We start from the raw sequence: 24,016 nt of genomic DNA, 5'->3' as shown, positions 1-24,016 counted from the left end.
GATACCGACATGCCCACAGCTCTCGTCACCGGTGCCGCCGGGTTCATCGGCTCTTTCGTCTGTCGCACGCTTCTGGAGGAAGGCTGGCGGGTTATCGGGCTCGATTGCCTGTCCGACTATTACGATGTGGCGCTCAAGGAACGGCGCGAGGAGACGCTTGCGGCCTATGACGGGTATCGTTCTGTGCATGACAAGGTGGAGACGCCGGGTCTTTTGATGTCGCTGTTCGAGGCGGAAAAACCCGATGTGGTGATCCATCTCGCCGCTCAGGCCGGGGTGCGCTATTCGATCGAGAACCCGCGCTCCTATCTCGAGAGCAACATCATCGGCACGTTTGAGCTTTTGGAGGCTGCACGCGCACACCCGCCGAAGCATATGCTGCTGGCTTCCACCTCCTCGGCTTACGGCGCCAATGAGGAGATGCCTTATCGCGAGACCGACAAGGCCGATCACCAGATGTCCTTCTATGCGGCGACGAAGAAATCGACCGAGAGCATGGCGCACAGCTATGCGCATCTTTTCGATCTGCCGATCACCATGTTCCGGTTTTTCACGGTCTACGGGCCTTGGGGGCGGCCCGATATGGCGCTCTTTAAATTCACCAAGGCGATTTTGAGCGGCAAACCCATCGACGTTTACAATTACGGCGATATGAAGCGCGATTTCACCTATGTCGAAGACCTCGTCCACGCCATCCGCCTGTTGATCGACGCGGTGCCGGTGCGACCCGAGGACGGCGTGGTCGAAGAGGGCGACAGCCTCTCGCCCGTGGCGCCCTTCCGCGTGGTGAACATCGGCAACAACAACGCGGTGCAACTGACCGATTTTATTGCAGCCATCGAGGATGCGACGGGACGTGAGGCCGAGCGCAACCTGATGCCGATGCAGCCGGGCGACGTGCCGGCGACCTGGGCCGATGCCTCCCTCCTGAAACGTCTGACGGGATATGCACCGAAAACCGCGGTGCCCGAAGGCGTGGCCAATTTCGTGCGGTGGTATCGGCAATATTACAACGCCTGAGCGCGAAGCTGCGGGCGTGTTATTTTGCCTTTATTTTGGCTTGTGTCTCTGTGACGGCTCCATTACACGGGTCGACGGAGACGTGGCCGAGTGGTCGAAGGCGCTCCCCTGCTAAGGGAGTAGGCGGGAAACCGTCTCGAGGGTTCGAATCCCTTCGTCTCCGCCATTTCACGGCTAACCTGCTGATATAAAACGATACTGGTTTTCGGGAAGGCCGAAATCCGCGCCCTGGTACAGTCAACTGGTACAGTGAGGGCAAGGATGGCCACGATACCAAGGCTGGTTACACGCGGGCGAACCTTCTATTTTCGCGCCTCGGTTCCGCAGGATTTGTGGGATGTGGCGGGCCGAAAAGAGGTTAAGATTTCGTTAAGGACTGCTGAGCGATCATTGGCTCTCATGCGATGCCGCGCGATCAGCAATCATGTTGATCTCGTGGTGACGGAGGCGCGGAGGATGGCTCAGGGTCAGGACACAGCAATAGATCAGGCGATCCGCGACTATTTCCGCGAGGCGTTGGACTGGGGGCAGGAGTTCGCCGACATCTTCGCGCCCGAAGCTGAGGTGGATGTCGAGGACTGTATCGCCACCCTTGAGACGCGGCTCGCCCTCCTTCGTCGGCGTCTTGCGGTCAGGGACTTCCCCAGCGACGTGCAGAGCGACGCAACCACTCTTGTGGGGGCAATCCCCCCGGATACCCTAACAAGCCGTTTTCAGGCGCTCCAGCGCGCCCAGACGGGTCTGCTCAGAGCCAAGATCGAGGCGGACCGCCTACTGTTGGCGAGGCTGCACGGTGATTATGCTCAGACGCATATTGCTGATCCGTTGTTTGAAGGCGTTGAGCCTTCGCCAGATGGCACAGTCCCGGCGGCGTTGCAGGTTATACCGACAGTCCAAGCCCCTTCAATTCCTGTCGCCCCGCCCTTGCACGAGCTGGCCAAGAATTACGAAGAGGTGCTTGCCACGCAAAACATCAAGGAAAAGACGCTGGGCGATCTGCGCCTATCCTTCGATCTCGCCCGTGCCGTGATCGACTTCGACAAGCCCGCATCCCTGCTCGATACGAATGACATGAAATCGCTGCGCGATCTGATTGGCCAGATACCCGCCCACTATCAAAAGAAGCCCGAAACCCGCGACCTGGACCCGGTTGCGGCGGTGGAAGCAGGCAAGCTGCTGCCCAAAATGGGCTATGAGACCCAGAAAAAGCGGTTCGACTTCTTCAAGCGGTTCGTCGCATGGATGGTGGCCGAAGAATACCTGCCGAAGGTGCCAGGGGCCGACATCAAACTGCTGGTCAAGAAACCGCCCAAGGGCAAGCCCAAACGGCTCCCCTACAGCCCTGAGAAGCTGCATCAGATATTCCAGACGCCGATCTACACCGGGCGGAGCAGCGTTGCCCGATCCGGTGTGAAGGGTGATTTGCTGATGAAAGACGGGCGGTATTGGGTGCCTGTGATCGCGCTTTTCGCGGGGATGCGGTCGGGTGAGATTATCCAGTTGCTGAAAGCCGACATCCGATCAGAAGAGGGGATCGCCTACTTCGATATTTCGAAATGGGAAGACGAGCCAGAAGAGGAGATCAAAAACCTCAAGACCGGGTCCAGCTATCGCCGGGTGCCAATCCACTCGGCCATCTTGAACCTTGGGTTCCTCGATTATGTAGCAGATCGACCTGGCGGTCGCCTGTTCCCAGATTTGAAACTCGGCAGCGATGGGACATACAGCCAGCCGTGGTCCAAGTTCTGGAGCAACTACGGCAAAACATGGAAATTCCGAACCCCGCTGCATGTTTTTCACAGCTTCCGGCACAATTTTGTGGATGCCCTTCATGATGCCAACGTCACCGACGCCATCGCTATGCAGCTTTGTGGCCATTCCGATGATGCCGCCCATTGGGGCTATGGCAAAGGCGCATCCATAGCGAGGCTGAAAGAAGAGATCGAGAAGGTGCGCTACACCGGACTGGACCTGAGCCATGCGACTGGCTTCGGGTGGAAAAGCTAAGGAGGTTTCATGAAGTCGTTCCTACATTCACCGAAGGCCAAGGCGGAAGCCAAGAAGGCGGTTGAAATTGGACAAACCAAGGCCAAATCGGCGAACACGCCGTCGTCGAAGAAAAAGGCTATGGCAAAAACCATTTCGAAAGCCGACGCGGCCAATGCCAAATGGGAGCGGCCAAACCTCATGGCAATGTGTCGAATATTAGCGGGCGAGGACCTCTATGCTGCGGTGCTGCTTTTTCACATTCTGTTCCTGTGGCGTAATCGGAAAAAGAAGTTCGTACGCTTTGAAAAAGAATGGGTTGGCCATACTCGGGAAGCTTGGGCGAGAGCCAGCGGCTTGACGATAGACGAGTACAAGAAAAGGGCGCTTCCTCGCGCAAAGAAAAATTGCGCGGAATTTTTGGAGTTCAGAGCTATGGGCACTGGCGCGCACAAGAAATCGTACGTCCATGTTGATGAGATTGCCCTCAAAGAAGCCATCGCGCACTCGAAGAAGATGACATGGGAAATGGTTGAGGCCGCATGGAATGGCGTAGGGCCGGGTAACGCCAAGGGCCCTGCCAACGCCTACCAGAAGGATATTTGAGGATGGCTGGTTTCGGCGTTTTGGCAACGTTTAATAAAGGGGGCGGTTCGGCCACGTTTAAGTACTTTCAGTACTTGTAGAGAACGGGGAAATTAAGAGAAACACTGTCCTATTATCTAAAGATAATAGGACGCGAGCACTCGTTGCACTCGCACATCGCGATCTGATCAGGAGGTCAACAGTAAAATCTCGGGGAAGAGATTTAGGTCGCTTTTCGTTCTTATAGAAATCTCGTGCTCTGTCCCAATCGCTACGTTGGCCTGACAGTCACAGACCTCGGACGCGCTTCTCAAGCCCTTCAACGGCTGACACGAAGCCATTCGGCTGTTGCGCGATTTGTCCGATCTTTGGCGGCTTGCCTGCTGTTCGAAGTGTCTTACCGCCAGACCAATCCACCATCTCAAAACCATAGGCGTCGGCCAGCGCGGATAGAAACCAAGCGGCGGTCCCCCGGTCTGGCAAAGATGTCGCAACGTCTTCAAAGAAGATCGACCCGTTGCGATAGACGCACCCAAGATGCGCCGTGTTCCCGTCTGGTGTGGCCCAGCGTAGGATCATAGTCTTCTTGAACTCAGGATATACACCAAGGTTCTCAAGTCTGCCCAGCATGTCGTTGATCTGCCGTGGCAGGTCCGCATCAATGCCGCGCATGGCGTCATAGAAGATGTCAGATGAGATCGTTTTTGCTGCTGGCGATACCGTGCGCGCGGACGATGAAATGCGGGTGCTGGAGCCGGTTCGAACGAGGCCGAAACGCTGTCGCCCTCCAGCCTGATCACGCCGCGCTCTATTCGATAGGTCTTGGCCAGCGTGCGGGGCACAACAAGCCAGCGTTCATCGTGCGCGTGGAACAGGGCCAGCTCGACCAGCGCGAAGGTAAATCGGAAACCTGCGTGGGTCTGCAACTGTTCGACCAGTTTCTCCAACTCGCCGCGAATGCCATCTCCGGCCACGATGACCACGATCTGGCCTGTTTTCAGTCGATTGATCAATGCGTCGATGAATTCCGGTTCTTCCAGTGTCTCTGGGCCATCGGCGATCTCGAACATCGTGCGGCCATTCGCGCCATCGGCCTTCCTGACCGCAGCATCCAGCTCCTCATAGCTCATGGAGAACATAGCTGACGCATAGTCCAATGCCTGGGCCAGAACTGCCCGCCGCATTTCCGGGTTCCGCCAGAGTTTGACCTCTACGATAACGACATCGCCATCAGGCGTCAGGAACAGGTTGTCGAGATACCCGCAGCGCAGCGGCAATTCCATGCAAGCCGGGATCAACTCGCCCAGCCCCGGTTCGATCTGATCCATGGGTAGAAGGGAGGGGTTCTTGAAAATCAGTTCTTGCAGCCAGCGCTCATCATAAAGCTCGTTCTGTGTCAGCGAAATCTGCTCAAGGTGGCTTGCGCCGTCCGCACTCACTATGACGGGTGTTCCAATGGCTTTCATTCCAACTCCGGGCAACGGCTGCGGTACGTCCCCGCAGGGTTGCTGACACTCTGAAATTCCCTGATCCGGGAGTTAGAACAACCGAAGCAAGCCCGGTCCCCATGGCCTTTAGGCGGGAGCCTTGGACATACGCCACAGGCTCCCGGACCTAAGAAGTCAGGGTCGTCGGCGCAGTTCAGGTCTGCACCAACCTCTTGCTTCGGGGTGTTCTACGCCCCAAGCGACACGTACCGCTCAGCTTGGCTTTTAGCGGATGGCTGGCACCCGGTCGAGTTGAAAGGGATGACGCGTCGTGTTCGCCGGTCAGAAAAATGTCCCAGAGACAGTTTTGAAGACATTCCGATATTCCGGGTTCAGCCAATGCTGGTTGGCTGGATGTGGGGTGGCAAAAGTGGAAATTCAGCGTGTTTTTCCGGGGGGACAGAACCGGCCAATCCGTATGTCCATATGTTGTGCCAATGTGGAAACTTAGCGGGATTGCAATTAACTGCACGCAAAATCGGGTGCTGTATTTTTTGGGTGGAACCCGACCTGTCACCCCGATTTCCCTTTTCCTGTAGGTGTCACAGGATACGCTTAATGAGGGTGAGACGATCTCGCCCCCCTCCGAAAATGCCAAGGAGGGCAAACCGTGATAGACACGTCCAAACTCACCAGATTTCAGACCATCGTCGCGCAGGAGATCGCCGCGCTTGATCCGGGACCAAGGATCGCCCCGTTCACCAGCACGCAGTGGGTCGCCAGCTCGCTCTTGCAGAAGGCCATCCGCCGGGGCGACCTGTATGCGGCGCGTCAAGCCGGACGGTTTTTGCTGGAGACCAAAAGGGAACATCTCCTGCGCCGCCTCAATATCATCGCTGCCGAAGATATCGGGACGGCGGATATCGAAACCGTGGGGATCACAGCCGCCTGTCTGGCCAGCGCCAAGATACGGCGTGATCTGGGCGGGGATGCGGTGGTCACGGATTATCTGATCCGACGCATGGTGGACGCCCGCAAATCCCGCGCTGCCGATGATCTGCTCATGAGCCTCGAACGGCTGCTCGATTTGGCCGAGGATCGCGCCAGCTTCGGCGCGATGTCAGATGACCGCCTGCGCCAGATTGTTCTGGGGTGTCCGTCTCTCGACCGCAAAGCCCTTGCGCTCTGGTATCTGTTCGGCACGGCCCGTTGCCAGAGCGATCACCTGCTGACCCGTAAAGGCAATCCGAACTTGGCCTTCGATACCCTGGCTGAATTGGGCGTCGCGCCCACGATGGTGCAGATCGCGCGGGCCAATTTCACCAAGACCTCGGCCATGCTATCGCCGTTTGTCGCTCTGTTGTCCCTCGAAAACGGGGTGGTCGCAACCGGGGTTCAAGATGATCCAACCCCGGTTGAAACGCGGATCAACGGGGTGCCGTCCTATGCCTTTGACATGTACACGCGGCCCGGTCGCGCTGCCGTTGGTCGGCTGCTCTTGCGAAATGCAGGCATGGCGTCATGGGCCGGGGCGTTCCTGCCGCGCGCGAACCGGGTGCAGGTTGCCGGGGAGTTGCTATTTAGGGTCGAAGGCCAGTGCCTGCGCTGCCACGCGTTCGGGCCGCTGAGCGCTAGCCTACGGGACAGGTGGCAGTGGGACTGCTCAGGTCTGCCGCGCGAAGCTCTCGAATTCGGGCTGGCCGCTCTCAAGGATGCGATACCCGAGCTGAACGCGATCCGGGCCGAGGCTGTGCGGGAGGGCGTTGCATGAGCGATCTCGTTCTAACCCGGCATAATCCTTTCTTATCCCGGTCCACAAAGGGCGAGGGAAGCAACGATATGGCGGCGGATGGAGCCGTGGAGCACTTTATCCGCGAAAGCCTGTCCGAGAACACGCGCAAAGCCTACCGTTCTGATTTGGCCCATTTCACGGACTGGGGCGGGGTGCTCCCTGCTACGCCCGATCAGGTCGCCCGCTATCTGGCCGATCACGCCGACACGCTGGCACCGTCCAGCCTCGCGCGGCGGGTGGCGACACTGAGCAAGGTTCATGAGGCGAATGCCTGGCCGAACCCTTGCCGCAGCGAGATCGTGCGGGCCACGATGCGGGGGATCAAACGGGTGAAAGGCACCGCTCAGGATCAGGCCAGCCCCTTGCTTCGTGAAGAGCTGTTCATTGTGCTGGATGCGCTTGGGGATGATCCCCGTGCAAAACGTGACCGTGCGTTGTTGCTGATCGGCTGGGCGGGCGGTTTCCGGTCCTCGGAACTTATCGGGCTTGATCTGCCCGACATCGAAGAGGTCCGCGAAGGTCTGGTCCTGCACCTTCGCCGTTCCAAGACCGACCAAGCAGGCCAAGGACGCAATATTGGCATTCCCCTTGGTCGCACCCGCCATTGCCCCGTGGCCGCACTGTCAGCTTGGCTGGGTGTCCTGAACAAGGACGAAGGCCCAATCTACCGCCCGGTTGACCGCCACGGCAATGTGCAACCCGACCGCTTACGCTCCGACGCCGTGTCCACCATCCTGCGCAATCGTCTCGCAAATGCCGGGATCGACCCTGAGGGCTACAGCGGCCACAGCCTCCGTGCAGGCCTCGCCACCAGCGCCATCAAGGCCGGGGTGCCGACTTACAAGGTGCGGGCACAGACAGGCCATGCCTCGGACCTGATGCTATCTCGCTATGTGCGCGATGCGGGGCTGTTTGATGGGAATGCAGCGGGGGCGCTGTTGTGATTGTTATTCATTGCCTTTTTGCCATGACTATCGCAGAAATTGTGCGATGGATCAGGTGCAAAGCAATTTCGAGTTTTTAGATCAGCTAGACGGTGAGCTTGCCAATTTGGGCAGGCTCGCGGAGAGCTACTTTCAGGAAGACCCCAGTACAAGTCTGATTAAACTCAGGCAATTTAGTGAACGCCTTGCCCGTAGACATGCCGTATTGATGGGTGTCGATCTCGTCGATGCCGATACACAAGTCGATCTGCTGCGCCGGTTGAAGTATGATAGAGCGGCACCGGATCGCGTACTCGATGTGCTCCACCACATCAGAAAGTTGGGCAACGCCGCAGTTCACGAAGGTCAGGGAGATCATCGTCAAGCTCTGGCATGTATGAAGATGTCGGTTCAACTTGGGGTCTGGCATTTTCGGGCGAGCACCAAAGACCGAGACTTTTCGCCTGGTCCCTTCGTTCCTCCGCGCCTCCCTCAATCTACGACAGAGGAATTGACCAAGGAGCTTGAGCGACTACGCCGCGAGAGAGACGATGCGCTGACAGCTGCCCAAAAGGCACAAGAACAAAGGAAACAAGCTCTTTTGGATGCTGAAAGCGCCGAGGCGAGGCACCAACGTGAGCTTTCTGAACGACAGACATGGGAGGCCTTGGCACAGGAAGCAGACAAAGAGCTGCAAGAGCTGGCGGCACGGGTTCAGTTGCAAACTGCTGCGCAGAAGATGGAGTTCGTACAGGCTTCAAACGCAGCCGTTGGGGCCATCGACCTCGATGAACAATCAACGCGAGAACTGATTGATCAGCAACTCCGGGATCGCGGGTGGGAGGCCGACAGTTCGGAACTGCGATACGGCAAGGGCGTACGCCCCGCCAAGGGAAAAAATCTAGCAATCGCTGAGTGGCCCACTCAATCCGGTCCAGCCGACTATGCCCTTTTTGTCGGCGAAATCTGCGTCGCAATTGTTGAGGCAAAGCGATATCGCAAAAACGTCTCTGCCGCGATTGATCAGGCTGAAAGGTACTCAAGAGGAATTCAGGGGGTCGGGAATAATGAAAAGTGGAATGATGAATTTATTGTTCCATTTGTTTTCGCCACGAATGGACGCCCTTACCTGAAACAGCTCGAAACCGAGAGTGGTATTTGGTTTCGAGATGTCAGATTGCCGCAGAACCTTCGGCGCGCTCTCATGGGGTGGTTCTCGCCCGATGAATTGGTTTCTATGTTGGAGGTTGAAAAAGACAAGGCTCAGGCTGCCTTGGAGGCCCGATCCTTCGACTTTGGTTTTCAGCTTCGCCCCTATCAGAAAGCCGCGATCCAAGAGGTCGAGAAGGCGCTTGGCACAGAGAAGCGCGAAATGCTTGTGGCAATGGCAACGGGGACCGGGAAGACCAAGCTGGCCATTGCCATGCTGTACCGGCTGTTGGCCACGAAGCGGTTCCGTCGCATCTGCTTTGTCGTGGATAGGTCAGCGCTTGGCACTCAGACGAGTGACGAATTCATGAGCACTGCCATTGAGGGACCGAAGACCTTCGGGCAGTTGTTTGGTATGAAAGGGCTTGAGGACATCAAGCCCGACCCAGAAACACGGGTGCACATTTGCACTATTCAAGGTTTGGTGAAGCGCGTTCTCTACAACAACGATCCCGCAGATGTTCCGCCGATTGGTCAATATGACCTGATGGTGATCGACGAGTGTCACCGTGGCTATTTGCTTGACCGCGAGATGTCGGATGCAGAGCTGAGCTTCAGAAGTCAGGATGACTACGTCTCGAAATATCGCCGGGTTTTGGAGTATTTCGACGCGGTGAAGATCGGGCTGACAGCCACGCCAGCACTGCACACCGCGCAGATTTTTGGCGATCCAATTTACACCTATACCTACCGAGAGGCTGTTGTGGATGGGTGGTTGATCGACCATGAACCGCCAGTTCGGTTCCAGACCGCCCTCAGCCAAGCTGGGATTACCTTTGCAGCTGGTGAAGATGTCGAAGTCATGGATAGCCAGACGGGAGAAATCGACAATGTCACGACCCCGGACGAGCTGAACTTTCAAGTTGAAGCCTTCAACAAGCGTGTGATCACGCAGCCGTTCAATCAGGTAGTTGCGGAGGAACTGGCAAAGCATATCGACCCTAGTCTGGACGGAAAAACGCTAGTGTTTGCAGCCACGGACGCCCATGCGGATATTGTGGTGAATGAGTTGAAGAAGGCATTTGCGGCTCAGTATGGGGCAATCGAAGACGCAGCCATCCGAAAGATTACGGGCAGCGTAGACAAGGTTGGGGCGTTGATCCGGTCGTTCCGCAACGATGCCTTCCCGCAGATCGCTGTCACCGTTGATCTGCTGACCACTGGTATCGACGTTCCGAAGATCACCAATCTCGTTTTCATCCGGCGGGTGAATAGCCGAATTCTCTATGAACAGATGTTGGGGAGGGCGACGCGCCGGTGTGACGATATCGGGAAGGAGGTCTTTCGCATCTTTGACGCCGTGGACCTCTACGCGTCTTTGCAGGACCTGACGCAGATGAAACCTGTCGCCAGCAATCCCAAGCTGACCTTCGAGCAGCTTTTTGACGAGCTTGCGTCTGTTGATGAAGATGATCAGCGAGAGCTTGTGCGCGATCAGGTACTGGCCAAGCTACACCGCAAGCTCAGAAAACTGCCAAGCAAAGTGGCGGAAGCAGTAAGGGACCTGACGGGAGAAACCGCAGAGGAACTGCGGGACCGATTGAAGAACCACACGCCCGAGCAGGCCGCTGCCTATGTCAAACGGTTCGCTGGTTTGGGCAAGATACTTGATTGGGACCCGGACGGATCAGGTCCGAACCTCGTCCCGATCTCACACCATAAAGACAGCATGGAAGCCGTCACCACCGGCTATGGTGAATACGAAAAACCCGAGGACTTCTTGGACACCTTCACCTCATTCGTGAAGAACAATCAGAACAAGATCGCGGCGCTTTCGGTCGTGGTCCAGCGGCCAAGAGAGCTTACGCGTACAGAATTGCGGAACCTGCGGCTTGAGCTGGACAAGATGGGCTTTTCGGAAACGAGCCTGCGCCGCGCGTGGAACGATGCCTCAAACGAAGATATCGCCGCTTCGATCATTGGCTTTGTCCGGCAAGCGGCCTTGGGCGACCCTTTGATCCCGTTTGAAACCCGCGTGCAATCCGCTACAAAGGTGATCTTAGCCAAGGCCAAGTGGACCGACCCACAGAAGACTTGGTTGCGGCGGATCGCCGAGCAAATCACAAAAGAAATCGTCGTGGACCGCGACAGCATCGACCAAGGCACCTTTGCCGCGCAGGGGGGCTTCAACCGCCTCAACCGGGTGTTCAACGGTCAGCTGGAAACCATCCTTCACGACTTTAACGAAGAACTCTGGAAAGTGAGCGCATGAACCCGAACACCGCTGAAATCGTCGCTAAACTCTGGCGCGAATGCAAAACCCTCCAGTCGGCGGGCGTGTCCTATTCGAACTACGTCAACGAACTGACCTACCTGCTGTTTTTGAAAATGCTGGAGGAAACTGGACAGGAGGCCCGTCTGCCGAACGGGCATTGCTGGCGCAAGCTGGCCACGACCGAAGGCGGGGACCAGCTCGAATACTACAAGGCGATGTTGCTGGAACTCGGCAACCCGAAGAAAACGACAGACCCGGTCACACTGGCAATCTTCACCGATGCCATGACCCATATCCGTCTGCCCAAAGACCTCAAGACGCTGACAACCAATATCGACAAGCTCGACTGGTTCACGGCTCGTGAAGATGGTTTGGGTGATCTCTACGAAGGGCTTCTGGAGAAAACGACCTCTGCCACCAAGTCCAAAGCTGGCCAATACTTCACGCCCCGCGCCCTGATCGACAGCATCATTCGCTTGGTCAAACCGCAACCGGGCGAGATTGTCCAAGACCCCGCTGCTGGCACGGGCGGGTTCCTGATTGCCGCAGATCGCGCGATCAAGGACACCACCGACGATCTCTTCACGCTGTCCGAAGAGCAGGGCAATTTCCAGCGCCGCCTTGCCTTCCGGGGGCACGAATGGGTGCCCGACACCCATCGCCTGTGCGTCATGAATATGCTGCTTCATGGGATCGAAAGCCTTGTGGGTTGCGAGGACAGTTGCGCACCGCAGGGCGAAACCCTCGGCAAGGCCGATGTGATCCTGACCAACCCGCCGTTCAACAAGATGTCGGGCAACGTGAACCGCCCGGATTTCACCCTGACAGCGGGCGAACGCGTCGGCCCCATGCCTTTCCTCGAACACGCCGTGCGCAACCTCAAGAAGGGCGGGCGCTGCGCAATTGTCATGCCCGATAACATCCTCTTTGGTGACGGCACAGGCACCGAGTTGCGCCGCTTCCTGATGGTGAACTGCAACCTGCACACCATCCTGCGCCTGCCCACGGGCATCTTCTATGCCCAAGGCGTCAAGACCAACGTGCTGTTCTTCACCCGCGTGACGGACAAGGTCTATCCGGCCAACCACGGGCAACAGGCCACGAGCGATGTCTGGTTCTACGACCTGCGCACCAACATGCCGTCCTTCGGCAAAACCAACCCGCTGACGCCAAACCACTTCGACGAATTTGAAAGCTTCTTCGGCCCCGATCCCCTCGGCCACTCTGACCGCCAAGAGCAGGGCGAAGACAGCCGCTGGCGCAAGCTGACCCGCGAACAGATCACGGAACGCGGCGACAACCTCGATTGGACGTGGCTGCGCGATGAAAGCGGCGACCCTGAGGACGACATGACCGAGCCGGACGAAATCGCCGCCGCGATCATGGGCCACCTGCGCGCGGCGCTGGACGAGATCGAAGCGCTCAGCGAAGAATTGGAAGAGGCACCCGCCGTCGAGGCCGCCGAATGAGCACGGGAGAGACCTTCGGGCGCACCATTCAGCTCTTCCTTGTCGATGGCAAACCCACCGGCCTGCGCAAGGCAACGATCCACGGCTGGACGGGTGTCGTCCTCGTCTCCAGCCAATCCACCTTTGCCAGCCTCACCAGCCGCGAAGAGGTGGACCGCACCGGCGTCTATGTCCTCACCGGCCCGGACCCCGACAAACAGGGCATGACCCGCGTCTATATCGGCTCGGCCAATTCTGTGCGCGAACGGATCAAGCAAAGCGCCGAAAAGCGCGAATTCTGGGAAACCGCCATCGCCGTGACCACCAGTGATGATGACCTGTCCAAGGGCCACGCCGAATACCTTGAGGCGCGGCTGATCGAGCTGACGGCGCAGGCGGGCCGCGTGACGCTCGACAACGGCACCCAACCCGACACCAGCCGTCGCAGACTGCCCGAAGCGGACGTGGCGAATATGGAGCAGTTTCTGGCCAACCTGCGGATCATCCTGCCGGTGATCGGCCTGGACATGCTCAAACCCCAACCCCGCGCCGTGAGGCAAACCGCCAAACCGGTTGAGGAGCGTACCACGGGCGATGTCCAATTCGAAATCCGCCACAAAAGCGGGGTGCAGGCCACGGCGGTGGAGGAAGAGGGCGAATTCATCGTACTGGAGGGCTCTGAGGCGCTGACGGGCACGGGCTATGTGCAGCAAAGCTATGGCGGACTGAAAGAGAAGTTGATCGCCGATGCAGTGCTGATCCCGCATGGGGCGGACAAGCTACGCTTTGCCAAGCCTTGGCCCTTCAACAGCCCCTCGGCGGCGGCAGCGGTCGTGTTGGACCGCAACAGCAACGGACGGACTGAGTGGAAAGTCAAAGGATCGAAGCAGACCTATCATGACTGGCAGCAGGCGCAGGCCGCGCAGCAGGAGGCGGCGGAATGAGCGAGTTTCCTAAGGGTTGGGCAGATGCGGAACTAGGTGACCTACTAAATATACAAAGTGGCTTTGCCTTCAAGAGCTCCGAGTACAAGGATGAAGGACATTTCCTGATCCGTATCGGAAACGTTCAGGATGGGGAAATCTCCCTAGCAAAGCCGAAATACGTGAAGCTCAACGAGCAGACCAAACATTTTGAACTTTTGGCAGGCGATATACTGACATCACTAACGGGAAACATCGGACGTGTAGCCCGGATCGAACAACAGCACTTGCCCGCCGCCTTGAACCAACGAGTGGCAAGGCTAACGCCCGCAGATAAGTTGGACGATGATGGCTATTTGTTTTGCTTTCTCAGTTCACCGCTCTTCAGGGAAGCTCTTGCGGCGCTTGGAAAAGGTGGTGCGCAGCAGAATGTAAGTCCAAAAACGATAAGTGATATCGCAATCCCGCTCCCCCCACTCCCCGAGCAACGGCGGATTGTGAGGAAGCTCGACACCCTCAGCGCCCGCACAACCACCGCTCGTTCAGACCTAAAGGCGATCCCAGACTTGGTAGAGCGCTACAAACTAAATTTCTTGCGTTCAGCATTCCGAGGCGAGCAAACGGCACAGTTTCGGCAGGAGAGCGAACTTGAAACAGTGTCTCAGCTTCTCGGGCGAACCGAGGCACCACAACAAGGGCGCGGAGGAAGAAAGCCAACGGACGAAGTCATTCCCGGAAAGGGTGGTCTGTCGGTCAACCATCCGGGGACTGAGCTTCCAATTGGTTGGGACTGGGTGCCGTTGCTCAGGGTGTCGCGCCAAGAAACTGGGCATACGCCAAGTCGCTCACATCCTGAGTGGTGGGACGGTGATGTCCGCTGGATCAGTATCCCGGACGCGAACACCCATCATGGACGGGTGATCTACGATACCATTCAGAAGACCAACGAAGACGGCTTGAAAAACTCGTCGGCTAGGCTGCTCCCCAAAGGCACGGTTGTTTTGTCGCGTACAGCGTCGGTCGGCTACGTCACGATTATGGGCTGCGAGATGGCCACTAGTCAGGATTTCGCCACATGGACGTGTAGCGACGCGCTAGACCCGAAATACCTGATGTATGCGTTGCTTTCAGAGGGAGATGACATTCGCAACTTTGGTGAGGGAACAACACATACGACGATCTATTTCCCGGAGGTTCGAGCATTCAACATCAAGTTGGCACCACTGGCAGAACAACGCGAGATCGTCCACCGGATCGAAACCGCTTTCACGAAGATCGACCGCCTCGCTGCCGAGGCTGAGAAGGCCCTGAAACTCACCGACCGGCTGGATCAGCGCATCCTCGCCAAAGCCTTCGTAGGCGGGCTTGTCCCCCAAGACCCCACCGACGAACCCGCCACCGAACTCCTCGCCCGTATCCGCAAAGCCCGCGCCACCGCCCCCAAACCCAAACGGGGCCGCAGGAAGAAAGCTGAGGCATAAACAATGGCACGGCGCATACCCGGACAGCGTATTGAGGGTGCTCCAGAGATCACGGTGAAACCGGGCAATGTGCCGGGTAGTTGGGATGTGTATGTGAAGCCCTCCGAGGAGCGTATCAAGGACGGAGGGCTTGACCCGGACACTGACAAGGTCGAACCGGTCGTTCTCTATACGCTGGATGAAACCAATGAGCGGGTCCGGCTTTATCCAGTCTACACGAGGCCAGAGCCAGACGGTTCGTTCACACCAAAACACAAGAAGATCAAAGCGATTTCGTTTGATTGGTTCGACGCTGGCCCCAACCCGGACGAGACCGCCGCAGATATGGCCTTGGATTTCCAGCCTGATGGTCTGACCCGCGATCCAAACTATGGGCTTGGCATCAAGAAGGAGTATCGCTTCGTCTTGGATGCTGTGGCGGATCACTCGGACAAAGATGTTCTGTACATCGGTGATGGCGGTCCGATGGAAGATGAGTTCAAACTGTCCCTAGATGCCTTCGATGATTTGATCACTGAGATTGACCGGATTGATCGCCGTGCTCAAGTGGCAGAAAATGAAGTGAAGGCGACCACCTCGTACAATGTGGTTGCAGAGGTCGTTGGCGCTGAAACTCGACCGTTTAGGTTGGGCCGGAACGAAATTCGCCAGCTGATCCAGAAGTATGTCGCTGATCCAGACTACCGCGATCCTGATGCTCAGACGGAATTGGTAACAGAGCTTGGTCGCTCCGCACGTACTTTTGCCCAGCAAGCCCCCGAAGCCACCGAGCAGCTGATTTCAGAGCTGGAACTGACCCGGCTGGAGCTGGCGATCCAAGAGTTCGAAGAGCTGATGGCCAAGCACCACAACGAAAACAAGTGGCAGAAATTCTTTGAGGATGACCCGTTCCTGCTGTCTTTCGCGTTTGGTTATCCGGTGGTTTGCGTCAACGGGCAATCCTATGTCGGCGGTCGTCGCATCGACGGCAAAGGTGAGAAGATCGGCGACTTTCTGTACAAGAACAGCGTCAACAACAACGCTGCTCTTATCGAGATCAAAAAGCCTCAATCGCCTGTGGTGAAGAAGTACCGGGATGGCGTCTATGGCCCGCATGATGAGCTGTCAGGCGGCATCACGCAGGTTCTTGATCAGCGGTATCACTTCACCCGCAAGTTTCCGTTGCATCAGTCCGACAACGATTGGCATGGGGAAAACGAAGTCGCGGACTATGAGATTGACTGCGTTCTCATCGTCGGCACGATGCCCACCGAAAAGGATAAGCGCAGGTCGTTCCAGTTGTATCGAAAGAACTCCCACGGGGTGCGGATCGTCACGTTTGATGAGGTTTTGGAGATGCTCAAAAACCTGCTGGCCTACCTGCGCGAAGCCAAGCCTGGCAAGCGCCCGAAGAAGTCTTAAGGGCCTGCATGGTCCAAGCTCACTATGAATTCTGGACCCGGTTGGGGAAGGCGAAAGTACCGGACCCGCTACCCGCACGAAATTTGGTGGGTTTTCTGGCGACATACCCTTCCCATGTTCCAGTCATCTGGTACAGTGCAGGCAAGTACTTGGGGCGTGGTCCAAGCTAACCCACTGGTATCGTTACATCGGCAGATTGAAGTAGGATATCCCTTCGTCTCCGCCACCATACAATTTTGGTCGCTTTGATTAGGTCGCCTTGGGCGGCCGATCAAGTGCCGTATAGCAGGCGTTGGTCGCGGTTTCCCAAGCAAGTTCTGCATCGCGCAGCCAGTCAGCAAAGCCCGGATCAGCCCACAACAGCGGACCTTCGATGTCGCGCTCAGCCTCAATGGCCACGCCAAGCGTGCAGATAAAATGCGAAAAAGAAAGTTCAGTCGCGCGTCCGCGCGTGACAGTCGGCATATCAGCCATGATCGATCCTCCAGTGATCGTTGTGGTCAGAACAAGGTGAGGGGGCCTGATCCCTTGCCGTGCTTGTCCAGCATGACTTGCAGTTCTTTTGAAGGGTTTCAGCCGACCTTTCGGGCACGGCTTTGGGCGAGACGGTCGCTGTCGCCGTTCATTTCGAGAATGTTGAGGTGGTGCGTGACGTGATCGAGTAGAGCGCGGGTCAGGCGTTCGGATCCCAGGATTTCCGTCCATTGGTCAGAGGGCAGATTTCTGGTGATCAGGGGCGCGCCCCGCGCATAGCGTTGCGAGATCAGTTCAAAGAGCAATTCCGTGCCGGTCTTGGAGAGCGGCGCAAAACCCAGCTCATCGATGATCAGCAGCTTGTCCCTTGCCATCTGCTTCTGGAAACGTAAAAGACGCCGCTCGTCACGGGCCTCTAGCATCTCGCTGACCATGGCGGCGGCTGTGGTGTCGCCGACGGACAGGCCCTTCTGGCAGGCGGCCAGGCCAAGGGCTATGTGCGTCTTCCCGGAACCACTGGGACCGAGAGAGATGACGTTCTCTCGATGCTCGATCCATCCGCAGCGGGCCAGTTCCAGCATCTGCATCTTATTGAGCTTAGGTATGGCGGCAAAAATCGAAACTATCGAGGTTTTTGACAACCGGGAATTTGGCTGCCTTGATACGGCGCTCGACCTTGCGGCGATCCCGTTCGATCATTTCCCGCTGGCAAGCCGGGTGTCTGTCTTCATCCAACCAGTTGTCGATCGTCGAAACAAACGCGTCCAGCCTTGGCCGTCGGGGTGATGATCGTTGCTGATAGCCAGGAGGCGTCGAATACGACAGCATCTTGGCGACGCTGTCGCGCGATATGTTGAAGTGTTTGGCAGCCTGACGTCGGCTCATTCCTTCCGAGACGGCCAGACGAACCTTCAGGTAAAGATCCACGGTGTAAATCCTCGGTCTCTCCTGCGCTCCTTGCAGAATGAAAATAGATGGCCGGAGTTTACTCCGTCTGCGGCCGAATTATTCCGCCGCTTCCGTGGCCGGCTTTTGCACCGCCGATCTCAGTCTTAAAACGGTTCATTTTGTTCTCCCGAGTTGGTGGCCAAAGACTGACACCAAGCGGAAAGCCAGACAAACAGGCAAAGGCTATCTCTGGGATACGGTGAGGTAATGCTTGGCCGTCGGGGTGATGCGCCCCGAAATCACAACTGGCCGCCGGGGGTCCCGGCGGCCAGCATGACATATGTGCTTCTGGCATTTCTCTTCTAGAGAAACAGATCGGGCAGCCAGAGGGAAATCCCCGGCAGAAGCGTCAGCAACAGCAAAGCGATGATGAGCGCCACAAAGAACGGCATGGCGTGACGGACATAGTCCTCCATTTTCACCTTGGCGATCGAGATGGTGATGAACATCATCGTCCCGACCGGCGGTGTAAACCCTGCAATGGTCAGGTTGACCGCCATGACGATACCGAAATGCACCGGATCAATGCCGAGTTGCGTCGCAACCGGCAGCAGCAAGGGCGTCATCAGGATGATCGCGGAGCCTCCCTCAAAGAAGAACCCGACCAGCAGCAACAGCAGGTTCACGATCAGCAAGAGTACGATCGGATTGTCGACAGACCCGATCAGGAAGTTTGAAAAGGTCGCCGGAATGCTTTCCCATGTCAGGTAGGAGGCAAAAGCATTGGCCGCGCAGATGATGAACATGACCCCTGCTGTCGCAAGGACGGATTCCTCCAGGATGCGCCAGGTGTGATGCCATTTCAGTTCGCGATACACCACGGCGCCGACGAACACGGCATAGACCACGGCAACGGCACCCGCTTCGGTCGGGGTGAAGGCCCCGAAACGCAGCCCCATGATGATGCCGAAAGGCAGGAGCAAGGCCCAGATGCTCTTGCCCATGTGCCGCATGATTTCACGAAAGCTGGCACGGGTGGCCCGCGATGGGGCATAGCCTTTTTTACGTGACACCAGAGCGACCGTGATCATCAACAGCACGCAGAGCATGATACCCGGCAGAAGTCCCGCCATGAACATTTTGGCAACGGAGACATCGGCCACCAGCGCATAGAGGATCAGAATGATGCCCGGCGGAATGATCGGCGTGATACAGGCCGACGCGGCCGTCACGACGGTTGAGAAGGCACGGTTATAGCCGAGCTTTTCCATTTCGGGCACGATCATCTTGGTCTGCATTGCCGCGTCGGCATTGGCAGAGCCGGACAGCCCGCCCATCATTGCAGAGAGCGCCACATTGACCTGAGCCATGCCGCCGCGCATGTGGCCAAAGAGCATTTCAGCAAGCCCCATGAGGCGGCTGGTGATCCCGGCATAGTTGAAGACCACCCCCGCACAGGTGAAAAACGGGATCGCCAGATAGGGGAAGCTCTCCATGGAGGCGACCATGGTCTGGATCATGGTTTCTTGTGGCATGAAGGTGTTGATCGCCCCGAAATAGACGGCCGTTGCGATGAGCAATGCCATTGCAATCGGCACCCGCAGCACGAACAGCACGAACAAAAGGAGGATCGGCAGGAATGAAAGAAAGGTCATAGAGAGCTGTCCTGATACATTTCGGCATCATGCTCATCGTCATGAACATAAGGATGGGTGAAACCGTGGATGAGGTGGGCCACCGAGTAGCAAGCCATCAGTCCAAAGGCGAGAAGCGGCGCGAGATTGACCCAGAAATAGGGAATTTCGAGAACCGGTGTCTTTCGCAGGAAACCACCGGACGCCAGCACCCAGGCCAGCCGGCAAAACCACAGGTTGGCGAGGATCAGCGTGATATCCATCAAAACCGACAAGACCCGGCGCAGGCTGGCGGGCAGCAGCAGAAAGAAGATGTCGACAGAGATCAGCGCCTTGGTTCTGTAAAGCCATGCCACCGCGGCAAACGTCGACCAAGTGAACCCTAAATAGGCAATTTCTTCCGTAAACAGGATGCTTTGGCCAAAGAGGAAACGCAGGAACACATTGAACACCACGACTGCCAGCATGAGGATGAAAAACACACTGGCGACATAGAGCTCAGCATGGTCCAGCATCATGCCAAGACGTGTTTTATATGTCTTAGACACAAAATGCCTCCCTTTCGAAGATTTTGGGGGATTGAAACGCGAAAGGATCGCCCGAGGGGCGATCCAGGCGCAGTGGCAATGATTTAGCCGAGGATTTTGTTGATCTGTTCGTAAAGATCAGGGCGCCATTCCGGGAACTGTTTGGGCGTGTCCGCCGCAGCCGCCATGAAGGATGCACGATCGACCTCGTTGAAGACAATCCCGGCGTCTTCGAGTTTTTTGCGGTATTCCAGTTCGACCGCTTCCATCTGGGGCTGGCGGATGGCCGTATAGCCGCGCCCGACCTCATCCAGCGCGCGCTGAGCCGGTTCCGGCAGCTTTTCATAGAGTGCCTGCGACATCGTGATCGACGTGATCGACATGAGATGTCCGGTCAGGGAGATATAGGGCTGGGTTTCGTACCACCGCGAGGCATACAGCATCGGAAGCGGGGCAAAGGCACCGTCCGCGACGCCCTGACTGAGCGCCGAATAGACCTCGGAAAAGGCGGTGTTGGTGATATTGCCGCCGAGCACACGTCCGACCTCGTTCCACATTTTGGTCGGAGCGTTGCGAATTTTCATCCCTGCGGTATCGTCACGTACATGCACCTGACGGGCAGACAACAATTGCTGGGTGCCGAAATAGGTCATCGTCAAAACCCGCAGCCCCTTGGACTGAAGCGTCTTTTCCCATCCGGCCACCAGATCGGAATTCCAGAGGGTGACGATGTCATCGGGTTTCTGCAACAGGAACGGCGCCATCATCGAGGCGAATTCGGGGACATAATTGTAGTAATGCGTCGGATCGCCGTCTTGCAGGATCGGCGCGCCGCGTGACACCGCCTCGATCATGTCCACGGTCTTTCCAAGCTGCTCGTTCGGATAGACCTCGACCTTGAGAGTGCCCTCGGAGGCTTCTTCGATCCGGTTGCCGAAATCCTGCCACATGGCGAAGGTCGGGTCCTGATTGTTGACCACAAGGTTGAGCCGCAGAAGTGTCGGGGTTTGGGCATGCAGAATGGCCGGGGCAGAGAGCCCCGTCATGGCAGCCGCCCCACCCAAGGCAAATGTTTTCAGGAATTCTTTGCGTGTCAGAGTCATTTGGATCCTCCCTTTAGTCCTCACATACATGCGATGAAACAAGGGTCACCGCACTGTCCTCCATAATGCAAGATATATGATGCATGATTGTCGTGTGGTGTCAACCGCTACGACCGAAAAACGCAATTTTCCGGGCTTTCAAATGAAATGACAGTACGGGGGAGATGCGGGGCCAAAGCAAGACATGGCGCCTGCCCCGGGCACAAGCCGGGGCCTGTTTGCACGAGAGGTGCAAACAGATCGGTCAAAGCCGGTGTCTCAGTCGTTTGAAGCGGCGTTTTCGAGGTCGTCGCCCATGCGCCGGATCAGGCTTTCGGCCCACAGGATATCCTCCTGAATGGCCAGCCTGCTGCGTTCGCGGTCTCCAGCCTCCAGCGCCGCCATAAGATCGTTATGCTTGTGATCGTCGGCAATAATGTCACGCAATGGCATTCGGATGTGGAACATGCGTAGAAACGGGCCAATCAGTGTCCACATGTTTTCGCAGACACCTTCAAGGATCGGCATGCCCGACATACGCAGCAACGCGAAATGGAAATCGCGGTTGAGGATGCTGGCGGCGGCGGCATCGATCTTGGCTGCGTCGACAAAGCGCATGTGCAGGTCCCGCAGATGTGCGATTTCATCGGGGGTGATGCGTCCCGCGGCTTCATAGGCGGCGCGGCCCTCAAGTTCGAAACGCACGGCCTGAATGTCCATCAGTTGTCTGGTGTCGAATCGGGGCACGAAAATAGATGTCGCCGCACGCATCTCAAGCGCCCGCTCGCTGACAAGCTGAAAGATGGCCTCACGTACAGGGGTGATCGATGTGCCGTATTCCTCGGCCAGCCCGGCAATTGTCAGACGTTGTCCCGGCTCGTATTGCCCGTTCATCAACGACAATCGCAGATTTTCGTACAGTTGAGCCGATAAATTCTGCCTGACAATCTTTTTTCCCATTTGGGGCTCTCCACAGATGACACAACTGGCCAGCGCCACACATGACTGCATGGCGCTCATGAAATATCATATACCTTTTCAAAGGTATGCCAGAGGTGCAACCTCAGTTCAACTGGAGGCCCCGAGATTCGCGCTTTCGACCAAAAGCGAATTGCTTGTCAGCCCGCCATCCACCATCAGGATTTGCCCGGTCACGAAACTTGCGGCATCGGAGGCCAGAAACACGGCTGTGCCGCCAAGCTCTTCCGGGGCTGCCCAGCGTGCCATGGGGGTTCGGTCGCTGATGCTGGTCTCAAAAGCTGTGCCAAGCACATGGCGGTTCATTTCCGTGAGGATGTAGCCCGGACCGATGGCATTCACCGTGATGTTGTCCGGCCCCAGTTCCGCCGCCAGACCGCGCGTCAACCCAAGGACACCATGTTTGGAGGCGGTATAGGAGATCACCCCCGGACGGGATGAAATCGACATCACCGATCCGGTGTTGATGATCCGTCCGCGTTTCTGCGCCTTCATCGGCCGGGCACAGGCACGTGCCATGGCGTAAACCGCGTTCAGGTTGATGTCGATGACACGGCAGAAATCGCGCATCGGGTGATCCTCGATCGGCGCACGGATCAGAATGCCTGCATTGTTCATCAGGATGTCCAAGCGTCCGTGAGTTGCCACGAGATCGTCGACAATACCGTCCAGTTTGTCGAAATCGGTGACGTCGAACACCGCCGGGCTGGCCTGTCCGCCTTCTGCGATCAACTGCGCGCAGGCGGCGCGGGCGGTGTCCTCATTGAGATCGTTGATCAGGACATGTGCGCCAGCTTGGGACAAGGCACGGGCGAAGGCAAAGCCGATCCCGCGTCCGGCGCCGGTGATGAGGGCGACTTGCCCCTCAAGAGAGAATTGTGAAAGCGTAACCATATTATGCAGCCTCAATGCGGTGGATTGCGTCGGCAATGTCTTTTGCACAGACATTGCGGTGAAATTTTTTCATGTGCGACGCCTCCGCCGATATGTCGGAGATCGTCTTGATCAGACTGTTGTTGCGGGTATCGCCCCCCATATCCGCAAGTTTGAGCGGCAGACCTGCCAGCCGATAAAAATCGCGCATATCTGCCATGAATTCCGGCGGACGGTCTTCGAGTTCGAGTTGGACCAGAAGACCATAGGCAACCTGATGCCCATGTAACGCATCGGCTATTCCGGGCACAGCGGATAACCCGCGCGTCATGCCGTGGCTGACCGACAGACCTCCGCTTTCAAACGCCAGGCCACTCATCAGCACGGTCGCCTCGACAAGCGCTTCAAACTCCGGTGTTGCCTCCCCTGCATCATAGGCGGCATAGGCGGGAACCAGAAAGCTTCGTAATGTCTGGTAACAGGTCCGTGCGAGCGCCAGAGCCGACAATGGAGCCTTGGCTCCAAACACGTTCAGACCACCGGACGCCATACATTGCTCCACTTCGAAAAGTTTCACGATGGCATCGCCAACTCCCGCAGACAAAAGCACTTTGGGGGCACCCAGAATAACCTTGGTGTCGACGACAACGAGATCCGGGTTGAACGGACAACGCTCGATGGCACTTAAACGATGGTCGGCATCGTAAACGGCGGAGACATGGCTGGTGGGGCTGTCGTTCGACGCAACGGTCGGCAAGGAGACGAAGGCACAGCCCAGATCCCGCGCCACCAGCTTTCCCGCATCGAGCGTTTTGCCACCGCCTGCACCGATGATGACATCGATCGGCGTCTCTGACAGCGCCCCGGTCAGGGTCTTCACGATATCATAGGTGATTTCGCCCGGAAACAGGACAGGCATGACAGAGCACCCTGCCGCCTCAAGCCCTGCGCGGGCCCGGTTGAAACAAAGTCCCATGACGATGTCATCGGCCAGAAAAGCGACCTGCTTGCCGAGCGGCGCAATTTCTCTGCCGAGCGCGTCGAGCGCATCTGGCCCCTGAATGTAACGGCGCGGTGCACCAAAAACGATCATGAAATTCCTCCCTTGCGACCCGTCTGCACCAGACCTGTCTCCACCTCGGCGCAACGG

18 protein-coding genes, 1 tRNA gene and 2 pseudogenes are annotated in these 24,016 nt (G+C 57.3%); 12 read left to right on the top strand and 9 right to left on the bottom strand.

The annotated features are described in order from the left end of the window. Positions 1–9 precede the first annotated feature (9 nt). The 5 genes and pseudogenes from V1471_RS11390 (at position 10) to V1471_RS11370 (ending at position 3,612) form a co-directional block, all read left to right on the top strand. Positions 10–1,020: a GDP-mannose 4,6-dehydratase gene (locus tag V1471_RS11390; protein ID WP_434288844.1), complete on the top strand. Its 1,011-nt coding sequence runs from the start codon at positions 10–12 to the stop codon at positions 1,018–1,020. Positions 1,021–1,096: 76 nt separating this feature from the next. Beyond that, a tRNA-Ser gene (locus tag V1471_RS11385) sits at positions 1,097–1,186 on the top strand. A 95-nt stretch (positions 1,187–1,281) separates the two neighbouring features. Further along, positions 1,282–1,464 (top strand): annotated as a pseudogene (locus tag V1471_RS11380) (DUF6538 domain-containing protein); the annotation flags it as partial. 12 nt (positions 1,465–1,476) lie between these two features. Beyond that, entirely contained in the window at positions 1,477–3,027 is a 1,551-nt protein-coding gene (locus V1471_RS11375) for a site-specific integrase (protein ID WP_434290981.1), read from the top strand. Between the two features lie 9 nt (positions 3,028–3,036). Next, entirely contained in the window at positions 3,037–3,612 is a 576-nt protein-coding gene (locus V1471_RS11370) for a hypothetical protein (protein WP_434288843.1), read from the top strand. A 554-nt stretch (positions 3,613–4,166) separates the two neighbouring features. Here V1471_RS11370 and V1471_RS11365 read toward each other — a convergent pair. Continuing rightward, on the bottom strand, positions 4,167–5,057 hold the full coding sequence (locus tag V1471_RS11365) for a hypothetical protein (protein ID WP_434288841.1): 891 nt from the start codon (positions 5,055–5,057) through the stop codon (positions 4,167–4,169). A gap of 631 nt (positions 5,058–5,688) precedes the next feature. Between V1471_RS11365 and V1471_RS11360 the strand changes: the two genes are divergently transcribed. From V1471_RS11360 to V1471_RS11330, 7 genes are all read left to right on the top strand, one after another. After that, positions 5,689–6,789 carry a hypothetical protein gene (locus tag V1471_RS11360; protein WP_434288840.1) on the top strand — a complete coding sequence of 367 codons (1,101 nt, stop codon included), beginning with the start codon at positions 5,689–5,691 and terminating at the stop codon, positions 6,787–6,789. A gap of 68 nt (positions 6,790–6,857) precedes the next feature. Further along, complete coding sequence (locus V1471_RS11355; RefSeq protein WP_434288839.1) at positions 6,858–7,754, top strand: site-specific integrase; 897 nt, start codon at positions 6,858–6,860, stop codon at positions 7,752–7,754. 46 nt (positions 7,755–7,800) lie between these two features. After that, on the top strand, positions 7,801–11,154 hold the full coding sequence (gene hsdR / locus V1471_RS11350; RefSeq protein WP_434288837.1) for a type I restriction-modification system endonuclease: 3,354 nt from the start codon (positions 7,801–7,803) through the stop codon (positions 11,152–11,154). Further along, positions 11,151–12,626 (top strand): N-6 DNA methylase, encoded by a 1,476-nt coding sequence (locus V1471_RS11345; RefSeq protein ID WP_434288836.1) that lies wholly within the window; start codon positions 11,151–11,153, stop codon positions 12,624–12,626. The genes hsdR and V1471_RS11345 overlap by 4 nt, the downstream gene beginning before the upstream one ends. Beyond that, the gene (locus tag V1471_RS11340; RefSeq protein ID WP_434288834.1) at positions 12,623–13,549 is read left to right on the top strand and encodes a GIY-YIG nuclease family protein; all 927 of its coding nucleotides are present in this window, start codon (positions 12,623–12,625) and stop codon (positions 13,547–13,549) included. Before V1471_RS11345 ends, V1471_RS11340 begins: the two co-directional genes overlap by 4 nt. Then, on the top strand, positions 13,546–15,009 hold the full coding sequence (locus V1471_RS11335; protein ID WP_434288833.1) for a restriction endonuclease subunit S: 1,464 nt from the start codon (positions 13,546–13,548) through the stop codon (positions 15,007–15,009). Before V1471_RS11340 ends, V1471_RS11335 begins: the two co-directional genes overlap by 4 nt. 3 nt (positions 15,010–15,012) lie before the next feature. After that, a complete protein-coding gene (locus tag V1471_RS11330; RefSeq protein WP_434288832.1) occupies positions 15,013–16,410 on the top strand; it encodes a Shedu immune nuclease family protein in 1,398 nt (465 codons plus the stop codon). A gap of 249 nt (positions 16,411–16,659) precedes the next feature. Here V1471_RS11330 and V1471_RS11325 read toward each other — a convergent pair whose 3' ends face one another. The 8 genes and pseudogenes from V1471_RS11325 to V1471_RS11290 all read right to left on the bottom strand — a co-directional run bounded on the left by V1471_RS11325 (position 16,660) and on the right by V1471_RS11290 (position 23,959). Beyond that, positions 16,660–16,884, bottom strand: a complete 225-nt coding sequence (locus V1471_RS11325) for a hypothetical protein (RefSeq protein ID WP_434288830.1) — start codon at positions 16,882–16,884, stop codon at positions 16,660–16,662. Between the two features lie 98 nt (positions 16,885–16,982). Next, positions 16,983–17,586: pseudogene (gene istB / locus V1471_RS11320) on the bottom strand (IS21-like element helper ATPase IstB); the annotation flags it as partial. Between the two features lie 548 nt (positions 17,587–18,134). Next, positions 18,135–19,427 carry a TRAP transporter large permease gene (locus V1471_RS11315; protein ID WP_434288828.1) on the bottom strand — a complete coding sequence of 431 codons (1,293 nt, stop codon included), beginning with the start codon at positions 19,425–19,427 and terminating at the stop codon, positions 18,135–18,137. Beyond that, entirely contained in the window at positions 19,424–19,954 is a 531-nt protein-coding gene (locus tag V1471_RS11310) for a TRAP transporter small permease (RefSeq protein ID WP_434288827.1), read from the bottom strand. Before V1471_RS11310 ends, V1471_RS11315 begins: the two co-directional genes overlap by 4 nt. Before the next feature lie 83 nt (positions 19,955–20,037). Next, positions 20,038–21,036 carry a TRAP transporter substrate-binding protein DctP gene (gene dctP, locus V1471_RS11305; protein ID WP_434288825.1) on the bottom strand — a complete coding sequence of 333 codons (999 nt, stop codon included), beginning with the start codon at positions 21,034–21,036 and terminating at the stop codon, positions 20,038–20,040. Positions 21,037–21,294: 258 nt separating this feature from the next. Further along, on the bottom strand, positions 21,295–21,975 hold the full coding sequence (locus V1471_RS11300) for a GntR family transcriptional regulator (RefSeq protein WP_434288823.1): 681 nt from the start codon (positions 21,973–21,975) through the stop codon (positions 21,295–21,297). Positions 21,976–22,083: 108 nt separating this feature from the next. Continuing rightward, the gene (locus V1471_RS11295; RefSeq protein WP_434288821.1) at positions 22,084–22,887 is read right to left on the bottom strand and encodes an SDR family NAD(P)-dependent oxidoreductase; all 804 of its coding nucleotides are present in this window, start codon (positions 22,885–22,887) and stop codon (positions 22,084–22,086) included. A 1-nt stretch (position 22,888) separates the two neighbouring features. Then, a complete protein-coding gene (locus tag V1471_RS11290) occupies positions 22,889–23,959 on the bottom strand; it encodes a glycerol dehydrogenase (RefSeq protein WP_434288820.1) in 1,071 nt (356 codons plus the stop codon). Positions 23,960–24,016 lie beyond the last annotated feature (57 nt).

The sequence above is a fragment of the Celeribacter sp. SCSIO 80788 genome (genome assembly GCF_051054295.1).
In the GTDB taxonomy this organism is placed as follows: domain Bacteria; phylum Pseudomonadota; class Alphaproteobacteria; order Rhodobacterales; family Rhodobacteraceae; genus Celeribacter.
The sequence above is the reverse complement of the archived record's forward strand: the minus strand, read 5'-3'. Positions and strand labels throughout refer to the sequence as shown.